This window comes from Erythrobacter sp. K21-9 (assembly GCF_055808355.1).
On sequence record NZ_CM147866.1, the window covers coordinates 2,785,075 to 2,801,247 of the forward strand.

The 16,173-nt window shown below is 60.1% G+C and carries 16 protein-coding genes; 11 read left to right on the forward strand and 5 right to left on the reverse strand.

Annotated elements, in window-relative coordinates:
• Window positions 1-87 precede the first annotated feature (87 nt).
• The gene (locus AC0L39_RS14295) at window positions 88-1,287 is read right to left on the reverse strand and encodes an LL-diaminopimelate aminotransferase (protein WP_473258865.1); all 1,200 of its coding nucleotides are present in this window, start codon (window positions 1,285-1,287) and stop codon (window positions 88-90) included.
• A gap of 334 nt (window positions 1,288-1,621) precedes the next feature.
• Between AC0L39_RS14295 and AC0L39_RS14300 the strand changes: the two genes are divergently transcribed.
• The 7 genes from AC0L39_RS14300 to AC0L39_RS14330 all read left to right on the forward strand — a co-directional run bounded on the left by AC0L39_RS14300 (window position 1,622) and on the right by AC0L39_RS14330 (window position 8,566).
• Window positions 1,622-3,397 (forward strand): PHA/PHB synthase family protein, encoded by a 1,776-nt coding sequence (locus AC0L39_RS14300; protein WP_473258867.1) that lies wholly within the window; start codon window positions 1,622-1,624, stop codon window positions 3,395-3,397.
• A 399-nt stretch (window positions 3,398-3,796) separates the two neighbouring features.
• On the forward strand, window positions 3,797-4,387 hold the full coding sequence (locus AC0L39_RS14305; protein ID WP_473258868.1) for a phasin family protein: 591 nt from the start codon (window positions 3,797-3,799) through the stop codon (window positions 4,385-4,387).
• Window positions 4,388-4,682: 295 nt separating this feature from the next.
• A complete protein-coding gene (gene clpS, locus AC0L39_RS14310; RefSeq protein ID WP_473262400.1) occupies window positions 4,683-5,027 on the forward strand; it encodes an ATP-dependent Clp protease adapter ClpS in 345 nt (114 codons plus the stop codon).
• Window positions 5,024-5,530: a DUF427 domain-containing protein gene (locus AC0L39_RS14315; RefSeq protein ID WP_473258870.1), complete on the forward strand. Its 507-nt coding sequence runs from the start codon at window positions 5,024-5,026 to the stop codon at window positions 5,528-5,530. The genes clpS and AC0L39_RS14315 overlap by 4 nt, the downstream gene beginning before the upstream one ends.
• 145 nt (window positions 5,531-5,675) lie before the next feature.
• Window positions 5,676-6,917, forward strand: coding sequence for an LptF/LptG family permease (locus AC0L39_RS14320; protein WP_473262402.1), 1,242 nt, complete (start codon window positions 5,676-5,678; stop codon window positions 6,915-6,917).
• An 18-nt stretch (window positions 6,918-6,935) separates the two neighbouring features.
• Complete coding sequence (lptG, locus tag AC0L39_RS14325; RefSeq protein ID WP_473258872.1) at window positions 6,936-8,033, forward strand: LPS export ABC transporter permease LptG; 1,098 nt, start codon at window positions 6,936-6,938, stop codon at window positions 8,031-8,033.
• Window positions 8,030-8,566: a GNAT family N-acetyltransferase gene (locus AC0L39_RS14330; RefSeq protein WP_473258874.1), complete on the forward strand. Its 537-nt coding sequence runs from the start codon at window positions 8,030-8,032 to the stop codon at window positions 8,564-8,566. Before lptG ends, AC0L39_RS14330 begins: the two co-directional genes overlap by 4 nt.
• Window positions 8,567-8,575: 9 nt before the next feature.
• Here AC0L39_RS14330 and AC0L39_RS14335 read toward each other — a convergent pair whose 3' ends face one another.
• Window positions 8,576-9,679: a fatty acid desaturase family protein gene (locus tag AC0L39_RS14335; RefSeq protein ID WP_473258876.1), complete on the reverse strand. Its 1,104-nt coding sequence runs from the start codon at window positions 9,677-9,679 to the stop codon at window positions 8,576-8,578.
• 143 nt (window positions 9,680-9,822) lie between these two features.
• Here AC0L39_RS14335 and AC0L39_RS14340 point away from each other — a divergent pair, with 143 nt between their 5' ends.
• Both AC0L39_RS14340 and AC0L39_RS14345 read left to right on the forward strand, forming a co-directional pair.
• On the forward strand, window positions 9,823-10,983 hold the full coding sequence (locus AC0L39_RS14340) for an N-acetyltransferase (protein WP_473258877.1): 1,161 nt from the start codon (window positions 9,823-9,825) through the stop codon (window positions 10,981-10,983).
• Window positions 10,984-11,342: 359 nt separating this feature from the next.
• Window positions 11,343-12,137, forward strand: a complete 795-nt coding sequence (locus tag AC0L39_RS14345) for a response regulator (RefSeq protein ID WP_473258879.1) — start codon at window positions 11,343-11,345, stop codon at window positions 12,135-12,137.
• Here the strand turns inward: AC0L39_RS14345 and AC0L39_RS14350 are convergent.
• Window positions 12,134-13,657 (reverse strand): CHASE domain-containing protein, encoded by a 1,524-nt coding sequence (locus tag AC0L39_RS14350; protein ID WP_473258881.1) that lies wholly within the window; start codon window positions 13,655-13,657, stop codon window positions 12,134-12,136. The two genes, AC0L39_RS14345 and AC0L39_RS14350, sit on opposite strands and share 4 nt — an antisense overlap.
• A 357-nt stretch (window positions 13,658-14,014) precedes the next feature.
• On the opposite strand from AC0L39_RS14350, the gene AC0L39_RS14355 reads away from it, so the two are divergent.
• Both AC0L39_RS14355 and AC0L39_RS14360 read left to right on the forward strand, forming a co-directional pair.
• On the forward strand, window positions 14,015-14,221 hold the full coding sequence (locus AC0L39_RS14355; protein ID WP_473258883.1) for a NepR family anti-sigma factor: 207 nt from the start codon (window positions 14,015-14,017) through the stop codon (window positions 14,219-14,221).
• Window positions 14,222-14,237: 16 nt separating this feature from the next.
• Complete coding sequence (locus AC0L39_RS14360) at window positions 14,238-14,843, forward strand: sigma-70 family RNA polymerase sigma factor (protein WP_473258885.1); 606 nt, start codon at window positions 14,238-14,240, stop codon at window positions 14,841-14,843.
• Here AC0L39_RS14360 and AC0L39_RS14365 read toward each other — a convergent pair.
• Together AC0L39_RS14365 and AC0L39_RS14370 are read right to left on the reverse strand one after the other, a co-directional pair.
• Complete coding sequence (locus AC0L39_RS14365; protein ID WP_473262404.1) at window positions 14,840-15,823, reverse strand: dicarboxylate/amino acid:cation symporter; 984 nt, start codon at window positions 15,821-15,823, stop codon at window positions 14,840-14,842. The genes AC0L39_RS14360 and AC0L39_RS14365 overlap by 4 nt on opposite strands.
• Window positions 15,808-16,116, reverse strand: a complete 309-nt coding sequence (locus AC0L39_RS14370) for a cation:dicarboxylate symporter family transporter (RefSeq protein WP_473258887.1) — start codon at window positions 16,114-16,116, stop codon at window positions 15,808-15,810. The genes AC0L39_RS14365 and AC0L39_RS14370 overlap by 16 nt, the downstream gene beginning before the upstream one ends.
• Window positions 16,117-16,173 lie beyond the last annotated feature (57 nt).

Here is a 16,173-nt window from a genome sequence, read left to right on the forward strand (position 1 = left end):
CTAATAGCTGATAACATAGTTAACGCATGGTCGCTCCGATAGCTCCGAGATATAAGGACGATATCGGTTCAATATTGTAAACATTGGTTAAGTCGCCGGCCCGTTCACGCCAAGTGACGACAGGTAGCGCTTGATATTTCTCGCAGCCTGCCGCAGCCGCTGCTCGTTTTCGACCATGGCAATGCGGACGTAACCTTCGCCTTTCTCTCCATACCCTACTCCGGGCGCAACGGCGACTTGCGCTTCGGTGAGCAATTGCTTGGAGAACTCAAGGCTTCCCATGTCGGCAAGTGCAGGCGGCAGCGGCGCCCAGGCGAACATGGATGCTGACGGTGCCGGAACGTCCCAGCCAGCGCGGCCAAACGCCTCGACCATGACGTCGCGGCGCTTGCGATAGAGGTTGCGGTTGCTTTCAACAATGTCTTGCGGACCATTGAGAGCCGCGCACGCGGCTGCCTGGATCGGAGTGAAAGCACCATAATCGAGATACGATTTAACCCGCGTGAGTGAGGCGATCAGATGCTTGTTACCAACCGCAAATCCCATGCGCCAGCCAGCCATCGAATACGTCTTGCTCATGCTGGTGAACTCGACCGCAATATCCTTCGCGCCCTTTACCTGCATGATCGAGGGCGTCGGTTCGCCGTCGTAATAGAGCTCGGAATAGGCAAGGTCCGAAAGCACCCAGACCTTGTTCTGCTTCGCCCAATCGACCAGCCTTTCGTAAAAGGCGAGGTCGACCGTTTCGGCAGTTGGATTTGAAGGATAGCTCACCACCAGCACGCTGGGACGCGGCACGGTGTAATTCATCGCGCTCTCGAGCGACCGCCAATATTCTTCGTCGGGGGTCGTCGGCACGGCCCTGATGGTCGCACCGGCAATGATAAAGCCGAACCAGTGGATCGGGTAGGACGGATTGGGTGCGAGCACGACATCGCCGGGCGCGGTGATGGCGTTGGCGAGGCTGGCAAGCCCTTCCTTCGAACCCATCGTCACGACCACTTCGGATTCAGGGTCGAGATCGACGCCAAAGCGCCGCTCGTAATAGCCTGCCTGCGCGCGCCGCAGTCCCGGAATACCCTTCGATTGCGAATAGCCGTGGGCATCGGGCTTGGCCGCGACTTCGCACAGCTTGTCAATCACATGCTGCGGCGGAGGCTGGTCCGGATTTCCCATTCCAAGGTCAATGATGTCCTGCCCCGCCTGACGCGCAGCATGCCGCATCGCATTGACTTCCGCGATGACGTAGGGCGGCAGCCGCTTCATGCGGTAAAATTGTTCGTCCATTGATACCCTGCCCTGATCCGCCCTGGTCAACATGACAGCGGACACGAAAAAGATAGTAAGCCATTTACAGTCGATGTGGGAAGGCGTTTCCGCTAAAGTTATCGGCAAGCAATTCACGCGGTGCACACCGGCCTCAACGCAGCGGCAGCCAGGGAACTCATTGAATCATGGCAAATAATGACAGCGGAAATCCATTCGGGGGCGCAGAGCCCTTTCGCGCTTTCTTCGACATGCAGGGCGAAGCGATGCGCGAGATGTTTTCGGGAGCCACTCCGGATGCAGGCGGCATATCGGTACCGGCCTTGCGAACATGCCATCGTCGATGCCGCAAAGCATGAGCGCGGCCGATCTCGCCGAATGGGCCAAAGCCAGCAGCGAGTTGCAGAAGATGTGGCTCGAATTTGCTGGATATCAGGCCAGAAAAGCCGCCGAGAAAACCACCGAAGGCAAGAACCTGCTCGATCCGGCGCAGTGGCTCGTCATCTCCAAAAGCATGGTCGAGCAATTCCCGAAAGGCGCGTTCGATGCGCAGGCCAAGCTGGCGCAGGATTCGCTGGCACTGTGGAAAGGCGTATTCGAACGCTTCATCACTCAGCCAGCCAAGGGCGGCGAGGTAGATGATGACCAGACCGCGCTACCGATCAAGGATCGGCGCTTCGCCGACCCGGCATGGCGCGAACACCCGGCCTTCGCGCTGCTCCACCAGACTTACCTGATGCTGACCGAGTACTTCCGCCAGTCGGTGAAATCGATGAGCGGGCTGGACAAGGAGAAGCGCAAGCAGCTGGATTTCGCGGTAAGCGCCCTCTCCGAAGCGATGAGCCCGGACAATTTCCTGCTTACCAACCCCGTTGTCATGAAGCGGACGATCGAGACGCGCGGCCAGAACCTGGTGCGCGGGATGCAGCACCTCATCAACGATCTGAAGCGCGGTCAGCTTACGCACACCGATCCCGACGCGTTCACCCTTGGCGAAAATCTTGCAGCGACGCCGGGCAAGGTGGTGTACGAAACACCCCTCTATCAGCTGGTGCAATACAGCCCCTCGACAAAGGAGGTGTTTGAGGTTCCGCTGGTCATCTTTCCGCCGTGGATCAACCGGTTTTACATCCTCGACCTGACACCCAAGAAAAGCTTCATCAAATGGGCGGTCGACCAGGGCCTGACGGTCTTCGTGGTGAGCTGGAAATCGGCAGATGAGACGATGGGTGATGTTGTCTGGGACGATTACATCCGCTCACAGATCGACGCCATCGACCAGGTTCGCGAGCGGCTGAAAGTGCCTGCAGTCCATGCAATCGGGTACTGCGTTGCCGGAACGACATTGGCAGCCACGCTTGCACTGCTCGCCCGCCGGGATGAGGCCGGCAAGGTCAAGAGCGCGACATTCTTCACCGCACAGGTCGATTTCGAGAAGAGCGGCGAGCTGAAGCATTTCATCGACGATGGCCACCTGGACATGATCGGCAAGCTCTCGCCCGACGGCTATCTCGACGGGCGGTATCTCGCTGCGACCTTCAACGCCTTGCGGGGCAAGGACCTTATCTGGAATTACGTGGTCAACAATTACCTGCTCGGCGAGGACTATCCGGCCTTCGATCTGCTGCACTGGAACGGCGATGTCACCAACCTTCCCTCCAAGTGGCACAACGATTACCTGCGAGACCTGTACCGCGACAACAAGCTGGTCGTCCCCGACGCCCTCAGCGCAGACGGCACTCCGATCGATTTGACGAAAGTGAAGACGCCCAGCTTCGTCCAGGCCGGCAAGGAAGATCATATCGCCCCTGCCGAAAGCGTCTGGCGCATTACTAATCACTTTTCCGGCCCGATGGAATTCCTGCTCGCAGGATCTGGTCATATAGCAGGCGTGGTCAATCCGCCCGCGGCGGGCAAATACCAGTACTGGGTCGGCGACAGCAGCGCTCCGTCGCTCAAGGCGTATATTGAAAGCGCCGAGGAACATCCCGGCAGCTGGTGGCCGCATTGGCTCGGCTGGCTCGAGCAGCAGGACGACAACAAGGTGCCTGCAACCGGCAAGCGCAAACCCGGCGGGCGCGGAGACAAGGTGATTGAGGATGCGCCTGGACGCTACGTCAAAACCCGCTAATTTATTTGTCGCTTTCGCTTGATATCAAGGGAACCCAGCACCAGGTTTCGCGTTATATTTCAGAGCAGATAGCCATTTATTGTGCACTGCACAAAAATTCCTTGACTTCGCAGCTGCAATGCTTATTTTGTGCAGTGCAACATGAAGCGAGGAAACCATGGCTGAAGCCAACACCCAATCGAAAATCGATGCTGCTGCCGAAAAAGCATATGAAGAGGCAGCCGCAAAGACCGCCAGTGCGAATAAGGTAGCTGAGGCTGTGGAAGCCGACGCTTCGAAGCCGGCGCCCAAGGCCGCTGCCGTCAAGAAAGCGGTCGCTGCCCCGGCAAAAAAGCCGGTACCGCGAAGAAGGCTCCTGCGAAGAAAACCGCAGCGAAGACTACCGCGAAGAAGGCCCCGGTGAAAAAGACCGCTGCCAAGAAAGCGCCGGTGAAGACCGCCGCCAAGAAAACTCCCGCCAAGAAGCCCGTTGCCAAGAAGGCGCCGGCCAAGAAGGCGGCCCCGAAGACCACGAACACCAACCCCATCACCAAACTCAAGGAAACCATCATGGCTACTGCAGAAAAGAAAGACATCACCTCGACCGCCAAGGAAATGGCTGCTGACGTGCAAGAGCGCGTGAAGACCGCCTACGCCAATGCAGGCGAATTCGCTGGCGATTTCGGCGAGTTCAACAAGGCAAATGTCGATGCAGTCGTTGAAAGCGGCAAGATTTTCTTCTCCGGCGCCCAGGAACTGGTCCGTGACAATGTCGAAACCGGCAAGACCGTTGTCGAGACCGTCACCGAAGACGCCAAGAAGATGACTTCGGTCAAGTCGCCAACCGAGCTGTTCCAGCTCCAGGGCGAACTTGCACGCCGCAACTTCGACGCAGTCGTCGGCTACGGTTCGAAGCGCACCGAAGCATGGGTGAAGCTCTATAACGACGCATTCGCTCCGATCTCGAACCGCGTGAGCGTTGCTGCCGAGAAGATCTCGAAGGCTGCCTAAGCACAAGTTTCTAAGCCGGGCCTCTCCTCTCTCTCCCAATCCCGGTTTATGAAAGCGCGCTTAATTGCGCAGGGCCGGATGGACCGTATGGTCTGTCCGGCCCTTTACTTTGTTCCAAACGCCACTTGCCATCGACCCCCGATGGAACCGCTGCGGCGACGCCTTGTTAAGGCAAGGCGCTCTATGACGATGCGCGAACCCTTGCGATCATCGATACAGAATCCCATAATGGAGCCTCATGGCAAAGCCCCGCCCCACTCTCGATCCTGCCGATCTGCATCTGACGCTCGTGCCGCTGGGTGCGGGCGATGACGATGCTGGCAAGGATGGCGATAGCGGCGGCGACAGTGAAGTCGGCATCGCGACGAAGACACGCACGAAGCCAAAGAAGCCGAGCCAGTACAAAGTCTTGCTGCTGAACGACGATTACACCCCGATGGAATTCGTGGTGATGGTCCTGAAGCGCTTCTTCTCGATGGACATCGAACAGGCCACGCAGGTCATGTTGCATGTGCATCAGAAAGGCGTCGGCGTGTGCGGCATCTTCCCCTACGAAGTGGCCGAGACCAAGGTGAACCAGGTGATGGACTTCGCCCGGCAGAACCAGCACCCGCTGCAATGCACGCTTGAAAAGGCGTGAGGCAGCCGCACCATCCTGAGCCCGATCCCGTTGGACGGGGGCAGGAAAGTGTGTGGGACTACCCTCGCCCGGCGATTGCCGAACCAACCGCGCGCCGTATCCAGATCATCCACCGCGGCGTTGCCATTGCCGACAGCACCAATGCCTGGCGCACGCTCGAAACCAGTCACCCGCCGACCTATTATTTGCCGCAATCCGATATCGCGATGGAGCACCTCTCGCCCAATGCGCGACGGTCCATGTGCGAATGGAAAGGTCAGGCGCGCTACTGGGATGTGAGCGTCGCCGAGGACCGGATCGAGGCCGCCGCCTGGTCCTATCCCGATCCCACGCCGAGCTTTGCCGGCATTCGCGATTTCTTGGCCTTCTATCCTGATCCGTTCGACCAGTGCCTTGTCGATGGCGAAGTCATCACGCCGCAGCCGGGCCAATTCTATGGCGGGTGGATCAGTCAGTACGAAGCCGGCCCCTTCAAGGGCGGACCGGGCAGCCGGTTCTGGTAAGCGGCGCCGAGCCCTATCGGCTGCTGCAAGACGGCACATGACCGCGCGGTAATTTCGCGCTATGGGCCGCGAAGAAGCGGAAGCCGGTGCTATCCGGCGTTCCTGTGTTGAATACGAGCGACGCGAAGGCCAGTTTGACCACGTGCTGAATGCCATCCCCAGTTTAGACCGGTACATTTTCCGGCTGGTGATCGTTCCGATGTTGAGCGTGTTTGCGCTCGCCGCCTCGCTCCTGCTGCTCGACAAGATGCTTCGCCTGTTCGACTTCGTGGCGGTCGAAGGCGGGCCGATCGGCGTCGTCTTCAAGATGCTGGGAGCGTTGATCCCGGAATATGCGAGCCTCGCCATCCCGCTCGGGCTGCTGCTCGGCGTGCTGCTGGCGTTCCGCAAGCTTGCCACCTCCAGCGAGCTCGACACGATGCGCGCAGTGGGCCTGTCCTATTGGCGATTGCTGCGCGTTCCCTATGCGATCACGCTCGTGCTGGTGGCGGTGAATGTCGCGCTGGTATTCTACGTCCAGCCGCTCAGCCGTTATTATTACGAGCAGATGGAATATGAGCTGCGCTCGGGTGCCCTGGGCGCATCGATCAAGGTCGGCGAATTTACCACTTTGGCCGACCGCATGGCGCTGCGTATCGAGGAGAGCGAGGATGACGGGCGGCGCCTGATCGGTATTTTCGCGCGCGTCTCGAACAGCCGCGACCAGGTGCTCTCGATCAGCGCCCGCGAAGGCTCGTTCCTTGCAACCAATGACGACCCCGACACGATCATCCTGCGCCTGAGCGAAGGCACTATCATCCAGGACACCGGCAGCGAAACGCCGCGTGTCCTCTCCTTCAGCCGGCACGACCTGCCGATCGACCTGCCCGCTATCGAGGAATTTCGCGCAAGAGGCGACGCTTCGCGGGAGTTCATCCTGCCCGAATTGCTGCGTATCGGCTGGAGCGACAATGCGGCGGAGCAGGTGCGCGATGCGAGCCAGGCATCGTTCAATTTTCGGCTTGTCGAAGTGGTTATGATGCTGCTGATGCCGTTGCTCGCGGTCGCGTTGGCGATCCCTCCCAAGCGATCTACCAGTGCGCTTGGTGTGTTTGTCTCGATCGTGATGGTGGTCGCCTATCACAAGGTGAACCAGTACGGAGAGGACGTCGCGTCGCTGGGGCGGATCGACCCGATCATCGCGCTTTGGGGGCCATTTGTGGTCTTCGCCGCACTGATCCTGTGGATGTATCACAGGGTTGCCCATGTGCCGGGCGGACAGGCTATCGGCGCGCTCGAGACGGTGTTTGCCAAGGTCTCGAAGAAGCTGGCGAAGCTGTTTGGCCGAAGGCGCGCGAAAACCGCGCTGCCCGAGGATTCCGATCCGCAACTGGCTCCGGCTGAATAGGCAGAGACACCGCACCCTATGCAGCTCGATTTCTTTCCCTCGCGCACGCTTACGCTTTACCTTGCGAAAGCCTTCGTGGTGCGCATTCTGGCCGTGCTCGTCATGCTCGTGCTGGTTCTCATGGCGCTCGATCTGCTGTCCGCAACGGGCGATATTCTCACGCCCGAGGGCAATGGCCAGGCCGAGATCCTGAAATATGCAGGCCTGCGCATACCCCAGTTGATATCGCGTTTCCTGCCCTATTCCGTGCTGCTTGCGACGCTGATAACGCTGGTCACGCTCAACCAGAACAGCGAAGTTGTGGCGATGAAAGCGGCTGGGCTGTCTGCCCATCAGGTGCTGGCCCCGCTCCTGCTCACCGCTGCGCTCGTTGCTGTCATCAGCTTTGCCTTCAACGAGCGGGTGGTTACGCGGGCCAATTCGACACTCAAGGCGTGGGAGGCAGCCGATTATGGCCCGATCCCGCAGGAAAGCGGCGTCCGCTCGAACGTGTATCTGACGGATGGCGCGCATATCCTGACCGCAGCGACACTGAGCGGGTCGGGCGAGCGGATCACTCTCAATGACGTGACATGGTATGAGCGCGGGCCGAGCGGGATTATCCGCGAGCAGATCAATGCCAGCGCCGCGACCTACGCCGCGCCGGGCTGGAAGCTTGAAAGCCCCGTGCGCTTCGATGTCGGCAGCGCCGAGACAATCGATCTCCCGGCCCTAACCGTGGGAGAGACGCTGACTCCCGAGCAGATCGACCTGCAATCGGTCGATCCCGATGCGCAGTCTTTCTGGGAGCTCTATGAAACCATCGATGCCTATGAGGCTGCCGGACGGCGCACCTCGGAAATGCGCGCCAATTGGTGGCACCGGTTGTCCGGCCCGCTGTCTGCCCTGCTGATGCCGCTGCTCGGTTCGGTCGCGGCCTTCGGTCTTGCGCGCTCGGGACAATTGTTTGTTCGCGCCGTGATCGGAATGGCTTTGGGTTTTGCCTATTTCGTGGTCGATAACGCCGCGCTCGCAATGGGGAGTTTCGGCGGGTATCCGCCATTCCTCGCCGCGTGGGCACCCTTCTTCCTGTTCCTGCTGCTGGGCGAAACGGTGCTTGTGCGGACCGAGGAATGAGCGCTGCAAATTACGGTGGCGACTGGTCGCTGCGGCTCGCACGTCTTGAGGATGCGGACGCAATGCCCGCTATCGAAGCGGCGGCTGGCAAACTGTTCGAAAGCGTCGCAGGACTTGCCGGAATCGCCGGTTCGCACACCGTCCCGGTCGACCGCTTGCGCCGCCTGATCCGCAAGGGTCATTGCCTCGTTTCGCATTCTGGCGAGCGCTTGATCGGCTTTCTCGTGGGCGAACCATTTTCGCGCGAGCTTCATATATGGGAATTCAACGTCCATCCGGACTTTCAGGGTCGGGGGATCGGCGCTGGCCTACTGCGCGCATGTCAGATCGACGCGCGCAATTCCGGGTTCAAGGCGATAACCCTCACGACTTTCCGCGACGTGCCCTGGAATGCACCGTTTTACGAGCGGCTTGGCTTTGAGGAAGTGACGGCGCTGGATGCGCATCCACGGCTGGCTGGCGAGCTGGCGCTTGAGGCCGATAACGGTCTACCTCCAGAGCGCCGCTGCGCGATGATCCATTTTCTCGATTGATCGCGTTGATCAGCGCCGGATCATGGTGCTGCGCGCGATCCTTCCGACCAGCGGGTACATGCCCGGGTGGTTGGCGCCCTCATAGGTCGAGCCTGCGCCAAGCTCCCTGACGAGCCGGCGATGCGCCTCCGGCAGGTCGTGATACGGCATTGACGGCATCAGGTGGTGCAGCGCGTGATAGCGCAGCCCAACGGGCGCCCACACCTCGGCGATGCGGCCCGGCGGGGGCACGTTTACGCTATCGAGAAACTGCGCGGTCACCGTCATCGGCTCGCCTTCGTTTTCCCAGAGATGCGCAACCAGTGTGCGCAGCTGATTGAGCACCGCCGTTACCGAGAAGATTGCCAGCGCGATCAGCACAGGACGCCAATCGAAGACCAGCGGGCTCAGCAAGATTGCGATGGACCAGACACTCGCGGCAGCTTCCTGCCACAGCACGCGCCCGCGAAAATCGCCGGTCGGCGGCTTGCGGCGAAACTCGGGATTGATCGAGAGCGAGGAGAAACGCTGCCACACGAACTTGCGCACCGGAGGAAGGATTGCGCCCAGCGGCACGAGAATGCCGAAGCGCAGGATCAGCGCCGCCGGGGCAAGCAGCGCAATCAGCACGAAGACGGGCAAGCTCCACGGTTTCATCAGCGCCAGCGGAAGATATTCGGGATCCTCCACCGTTCCGTATTGCGCGCGCTTGTGATGGATCACGTGCACGCCTTCATACATGAAGCTTGGGGTGAGCATCGGAATGCCGACCAGCAGGTTCCAGCCAAGGCGGAACCCGGGCAAGGCGTCCTTGCGGATATGGGTAAGCTCATGAATGAACATCAGCGCGCGGTAGAGCGCGAGCGCGGCAACCACGCCAGCAATCACCGAAATCGCCGTGCTGCCCGAAAGAATTGCTACGGCGATGCCGGAATAACCGACCACCGCCGAAACTAGCATGTCGGGCCAGTAGATCGCAGCCCTGGCCTCGCCCAGATCCTTGGTCAGATCACGCGCAGCGCGCAGCATGTCCTTGTCATCGCTCGTCTGGAACTCTGCGCGCGTGGCAGGGGCCTTGTGGCGGGTAGCCAAGGAAGCGCCTTCGGCGGTTAAGGGGGTCTGCTGGGTATTCATACTTTTAAACTCGTGGGCGCATTACCGCAATTTGTGCGACAAAGCCAAATGGACTGTGTTGGCAAGTGTGATCGACTGGCTTGCTTGTCAGACCCGTTCAAGGGCACAGATGCATTGAGATAAATCGATACGGGGCAGCCTGCGTGACAGATGCGCAAATAAGCATTGAGACCATCGACGACAAGCGCGGGCGCGCACGCTTTGTCGACCTCGGACGCGACTTTTCAGCGCGGGTGGAAAACTCGGTTCCCCAGCTTCGCAGCGAGCAGCTGGAACTGGTGAATCCGAAAAAGAACCCGTTTTTCGAGCATGCCCGCGCGCAATTCTTCATCGCTCACCGCGCGGGCAAACCGGTGGGCCGCATATCGGCGCATATCGATGAACTGGCGCTGAAAATGCCGCGCGAGCAGGGCTTCGGACCCGGCACCGGCATGTTCGGCTATTTCGACGCCGAAGATCAGGCTGTGGCCAACGCCCTGATCGCGACGGCCGAAAGATGGCTCAAAGATCAGGGCATGACCCGCATTGTCGGACCGATTTCGATGTCGATCTGGGAGGAGCCCGGACTTCTCGTGCGCGGGCAGGATCATCCTCCGATCATCATGATGGGCCACCACCCCGCCGAGTATCGCGGTTGGATCGAAGCGGCGGGGTACACACCTGCAAAATCGCTTTTCACATATGACCTCGATATCAGCGGTGACTTCACGCCGCTAATCCAGCGCATCGTCAGATCGGGAGAGCGCAACGAACGGATCACAATCCGGCGCGTGAACAAAAAGCGCTGGGACGATGATGCCGAGGCGATCCTCGACATCCTCAATGACGCGTGGTCGGACAATTGGGGCTTTGTCCCTCTCACCCCGGCGGAGGTCGCCCATACCGGCGTCAAACTGAAGCCGATCATCCACGAAGAACTCAACATGATCGCCGAGGTGGACGGACGTCCGGTCGCGTTCATGCTGACATTCCCCGACCTCAATCAGGCCTTGGCAAAAATCGACGGAAAGCTCTTCCCGTTTGGTTGGTTCCATCTGCTGCGCTGGCTGAGGAAACCTTACGGGGCAGACATGCGGGTCCCGCTCATGGGCGTCCTCAAGGAATTTCAGAGCTCACGCATGGCGAGCCAGTTGGCCTTTATGATGATCAGCGCGATCCGTGAGGAAGCGAATGGAAAGTTTGCCTCGACCAGAGGCGAGCTTGGCTGGGTCCTTGAAGACAATCAGGGGATGGTCGCGATTGCCGATACCATCCAGAGCACGGTCAACCGCGAATACGTGATTTTCGAAAAACCGCTGACCTGAGAAGACCACCGATAGCGAAAAAGGCCCCCACTTCGGAAAGTGGAGGCCTCGGGATCGTATCACCAGCCGCTTGGACGGGAGGGGGTCTCGGCGGTGATACAAGGATAATGCGCCTCCAAAGAACCGGTTCCCGCACGCCTGAATTTTTTTGAACTTTTTTCTTCTGGTGCGGATCGAATGGCCTTTTGGATGGTAGCTCAGAAGACCGGTAGACTTTGTTTGGAACGGGAACGCTGGTCTGTTTGAAGAGCAATTGACAGGCACCGAACTTGGGGGCGACGGACGCGTATCAACACGCTATGGCCGCACATTGTTTGCCCCGTGCGGGTGTAAAAGTCAGTTTGAGAAAGCGAGTTTTTATGTCGTTGGGTCAGCAAGTCGCCGCAAACCTCCCTTTCCTTCGCCGCTATGCGCGCGCGCTAACAGGATCGCAGACAACCGGTGACGCATTTGTCCGCGCAACCCTTGAGGCGGTATTGGCAGATGATGAGGTGAAAGCATCGCTGGATGGCGGCCGGATCCCGCTCTATCGCGCATTCAACAAGGTGTGGTCGAGCGCCAATGTCGAAGTCGACCGCGCAGAAGTCGCCAACGGCGAACACGAGACAGGGGCACAATCCCGGCTCGGCGCGATCACGCCGCTCAACCGCCAGGCGCTTTTGCTGACGACGCTGGAAGACTTCTCTCCCGCACAGGCGGGCCAGATCATGGGCCTCGAAACCGCAGAGATCGAAACGCTGGTTGCAGAGGCGATCAGCGAGATCGACCGTGAGCAAGCCACGTCGGTCCTGATCATCGAGGACGAGCCCCTCATTTCCATGCAGCTCGAAGACCTCGTATCGGCGCTGGGCCACGATATTTGCGGGACAGCCGCCACGCGGACACAGGCCAGGGAGGTTGTCGAGCAAAAGACACCGGGCCTGGTATTGGCCGATATCCAGCTCGCCGACGGGTCATCGGGCCTTGATGCGGTCGACGATATCCTTGCGATTGCAAAAGTGCCGGTGATTTTCATCACGGCCTATCCCGAACGGCTGCTGACCGGTGATCGGCCCGAGCCGACCTATCTCGTCACCAAGCCTTTCCAGGAACAGACCGTTCGGGCTGCGATCAGTCAGGCGCTGTTTTTCGGGTCCACCCGCCCGCTGGATTAAGCCGCGGTTTCCTCGGCGGTTTCACGGATCTGGAAATCGCTGCGCTGGCGCACCGGGACGCGAAGTGTGCAGCGCACACCCTCGGCTTCGAAGAAAAGCTGGACAGGCTGCTTGAGTTCGTGCGCGACAATCTTCTCGATCAGATCGGTCCCGAACCCGCGAGCGCGCGTGTCCGCGACAGCCGGACCGCCACGCTCCAACCATTCGATCTGCGCCAGTTGATGGTCCAGCAACTGCCACCGGACCGATACTGAGCCGCCCGGCACACTGAGCGAGCCATACTTTGCAGCATTGGTGGCGAGTTCGTGCACCGCGAGCCCGAATGAAAGGGCATCGTTGGGTGCCAGTTCGACCGGCGGCCCCTCAATAACGATATCGTTCGCCGTGTCTGCGACAACGTGCTGCAATTCGGCTTCGATCACCGCGCGGATCGGTGTAGTCCCCCAATCGGTCCCGGTCAGGAGGTCATGCGTCGCTGAAAGCGAGCGGATGCGCCCTTCAAGGCTGTCGGCAAATTCATCGAGATCGGTGCTGCGTCGGCGCGTGAGCGAGAGGATCGACAGGACATTCGCCAGCGTGTTCTTGACCCTGTGATTGAGTTCGCGGCTGAGTGAATTGCGGATCGAGTGCTGCTCTTCGAAGAATGCAAGCCTGGTCTGGTCTTCCTGCGCCTGGCGTGTCAGCAATCTGGCCAGCAGCATCAGCAGGCTCGCAACCGCCAATCCGAACAAAAGCGTCACCATCGAAAGCGGCGCGAGGACGCGGGTGTCATAGGACTCGACCACGAGCAGGAGGCGCCGGTTCGCGATATTCACGCGCTGTTCGATCTGATGGGTCGGTTGCCCGGCCATCAATCGGCTGACCATCAGGTTCTGCGCATCGAGCGCTCCATCATAGAGTCGCACACCATGGTCGGCGGGCACAGCATTCTCGATGGCCGCATCCAGAAAGCTTGCGGCGTTGAACGGTGAATAGACGAAGCCCGACAGGCTTGTTTCGCTGTCCCGCGTTGCCGGATCGCCCGAATAGACCGGCATGAAGATCAGGAAACCGGGAGCATTGCCCGCCCCTTCCTGTGCCAGCACGATCCGCCCTGATGCGGTCGGCTGCACCGTTGTTTTCGCTTCGTCCATCGCCTCGGCGCGGATGGGATCGGAATACATGTTGAAGCCAAGCGCCCTGCGATTGCGCTCCGTCTCAGGAGACAGATACGTGACCGGAGCAAGCCTCGGCAGCGATTGTCCGGACTTGGGGCGGATCGCCGGAAAGTCGGGCTGCGCCTCGCGAACGCGCTCGATAAATTCGGCCTCCCCGGCGCGCGGAACGTGTGTCACCCATCCAATGCCTTCCGCCCCCTTGAAATCGACATTGACGCGCAGTTCGCTGACAAACTGGTTGAAGACCTGCGGCGTGACCTCGTCGACGCTGGAAAACAGCGCCGCGCCCGCTCGCAAATACGACGAATAGCTGGTGCCGCGTCGTTCGAGGTCCGAGGCGATCGACTGCGCGTATTTGCTCATTTGCGCAGCTTCTCGCGCGCGAACATTGCTTTCGATCGAAAAGACACTCAACGCCGTAATGGCTGCAATGGCGGCGAAGATCGCTAGCGGTATCGCACGCGGATAATTCAGGAGCCAGCGGCGCGCACGGTTGCGATCGGTTGCACGCCGCTCCGCGCGCTTCCGTTCCGCCCCATCAGAGGCACCCACCATTGGCTTTGAAGCGTTGATCCCCATCTCTACCTTCATTGCGAGTGTGTTTGGACGGAACCAAACTGACGCGGCATCGTTCCCACTCCACATCGCAAGGATTGTCCAAAAAGGACCAAATTGCGCGGACTTCGTGGAGTTCGCAGCTAAGGGATCAAGGCAACAGATATGCCGCCGCACGATAAAACAGACGACGAACCAAAGCCCAAGGGCAAGCCCGGAACTGGAAAGCACTCGCCGGAATGGGCCGACGGGCTGCGCCATCTCTATGACGCAGTTGTCGATGAGCCATTGCCGGACAGCTTCAAGGACTTGCTCGATCAGCTTGACCAAAGTGACGCCGCACCCTCTTCCGACGAAGGAAAAGCTGGCTGATGGCTGAAAAAAGGAATTGCCAAAGCGCACCGCTTCGCAAAAGGCCGACTTCAAGCGTGAGCTTACCGAAGTCGTGCCGCACCTGCGCGCATTTGCGCGCGGTTTGTGCGGCCGGCCCGACATGGCCGACGATCTCGTGCAGGAAACCATGCTGAAGGCATGGGCAGCGCAAGAGCGGTTCGAACCCGGCACCTCAATGCGCGCCTGGACCTTTGTGATCCTGCGCAATGCCTATCTCACCGATATGCGGCGCAACAGGTTTCGCGGTGAATACGACGAAGGCGTCGCAGAGCGCATTCTGACCGCTCCAGCGGGTCAGGAAGAGCCACTGCACCTTTCCGACATGCACCGAGCGCTGCTTACGCTTCCGCCGGAACGCCGCGAGGCATTGCTGCTCGTGGGTGCTGGCGGGTTTTCCTACGAAGAGGCAGCAAATATCTGCGGCTGCGCAGTCGGCACCATCAAGAGCCGTGTGGGCCGTGCCCGGGCGACGCTCAATTCAATGCTTGCCGACGGCGATATTCCGCAGCGTTCACTCAACGATGCAAGCGCGCACCGCGCAATCCTCGAAGAGCTGGACGATGTCGCTGCCGGCAAAGGCGAGGCAGCAGCGAAGGCTTAATCGGCGCTGCCTGCTCCGTTCCCGCGATCCACGATCGAGGCGACCGATACGTTCATCGTCACATTGGCGAGGGTCCGCATGATGTCGGGCAGCATCTCGACTGCCACCAGCAAGGCAAGCGGCTCGATCGGGACACCCATTGCCAGCGCGATCGGTCCGATCGAAACAACGAAGCTGATCGATCCGGGCAGGCTGACCGATCCGATGCTGATGATGACGGCGATGAGAATGCCGATCACGATCAGCGCGGCAGGAATGTCGATCCCGGCAAGCGCTGCCACGTAGAGCGCGACGGCGAGGTTCATCGCGACACTGGTGGCCCTGAAAATCGCAACCGCCAGCGGCAATACGAATTCGCTTGTCTCGGCTCTCAAACCGAGCCGGTTCGAGCTGTCGAGCATGGCGGGAAGACTGGCGAGCGAGCTTTGGGTCGAAACGGCCACCGCCTGGGCGGGCAAGACCGCAGACGCGAAGCGGAGCGGGCTGACGCCGCCAAGCAGCCATGCCATCGCGTATGCGAGGATAAGAATGAACCCGCCCATGGCCGCCACCACCAGAATGTAATGCGCTAGCGCGGCAAATGCACCGCCGCCGCTTCGCAGGCCGACGCCGAACGCCAGCGCAATCACGCCAAGCGGCGCAGCCCACAGCACCCAGCCGATGATCAGCAGCATCGCATTGGCAAGCGCATGAAAGAAACCCAGCAATGCCGTGTTCTGGTCCTTTGGCAATTTCGCAATCGCGACAGCAAACAGGGCGAAGAAAATCGTCAGCGGGAGCATCGCAGTGTCGACCGCCGCAGCAATCATGTTGGGAGCAATAAGCGATTCCGCGAAATCGAGGATGCCCGGGACGACCTGCTCTTCTTGAGGGACATTCGCCAAAAAGCCCGCCGCAGCCTCGGGGATCGGCACCGCCTGCAAAATCAGCGGCATCGCGAAGGCGGTGAAAATACCGCCGGCAATCAGCACAGCAAACACCAGCAGCAGAAACTTGATCGCCGCCGCGCCGGCCCTTGCGGCGCGATCATCTGCGCAATGCCGAGGACCAGCAGGCTTGCGACCAGCGGGATGATCGTCATCTGCAATGCGCGCAGCCACAACGTGCCGATCAGCGCGATGCTGTCCTGAACCCACGGCGCGGTGCCGCCGTCCGAAAACGCGACACCAAGCGCGAGACCGGCGATAAGAGCGACGAACGTCGCCACGACAGGCAGCCGAATGGTAACGAGTTGAAAGCCGCTTTCCGGCGTGCCGCCAGTTGAATTCGCCAAGAAAACGGCTCCCTGTAATGCCTGATGCCCTTCCCTTCGGGCGATAACCGCGCCAGA

What these genes read in the sequence shown, in the direction of transcription:
- AC0L39_RS14295 (WP_473258865.1), bottom strand. Translation starts at nt 1,287, where the DNA reads ATGGACGAACAATTTTACCGCATGAAGCGGCTGCCGCCCTACGTCATC.
- AC0L39_RS14300 (WP_473258867.1), top strand. Translation starts at nt 1,622, where the DNA reads ATGAGCGCGGCCGATCTCGCCGAATGGGCCAAAGCCAGCAGCGAGTTG.
- lptG (WP_473258872.1), top strand. Translation starts at nt 6,936, where the DNA reads ATGCAGCTCGATTTCTTTCCCTCGCGCACGCTTACGCTTTACCTTGCG.
- AC0L39_RS14330 (WP_473258874.1), top strand. Translation starts at nt 8,030, where the DNA reads ATGAGCGCTGCAAATTACGGTGGCGACTGGTCGCTGCGGCTCGCACGT.
- AC0L39_RS14335 (WP_473258876.1), bottom strand. Translation starts at nt 9,679, where the DNA reads ATGAATACCCAGCAGACCCCCTTAACCGCCGAAGGCGCTTCCTTGGCT.
- AC0L39_RS14345 (WP_473258879.1), top strand. Translation starts at nt 11,343, where the DNA reads ATGTCGTTGGGTCAGCAAGTCGCCGCAAACCTCCCTTTCCTTCGCCGC.
- AC0L39_RS14350 (WP_473258881.1), bottom strand. Translation starts at nt 13,657, where the DNA reads ATGAGCAAATACGCGCAGTCGATCGCCTCGGACCTCGAACGACGCGGC.
- AC0L39_RS14355 (WP_473258883.1), top strand. Translation starts at nt 14,015, where the DNA reads ATGCCGCCGCACGATAAAACAGACGACGAACCAAAGCCCAAGGGCAAG.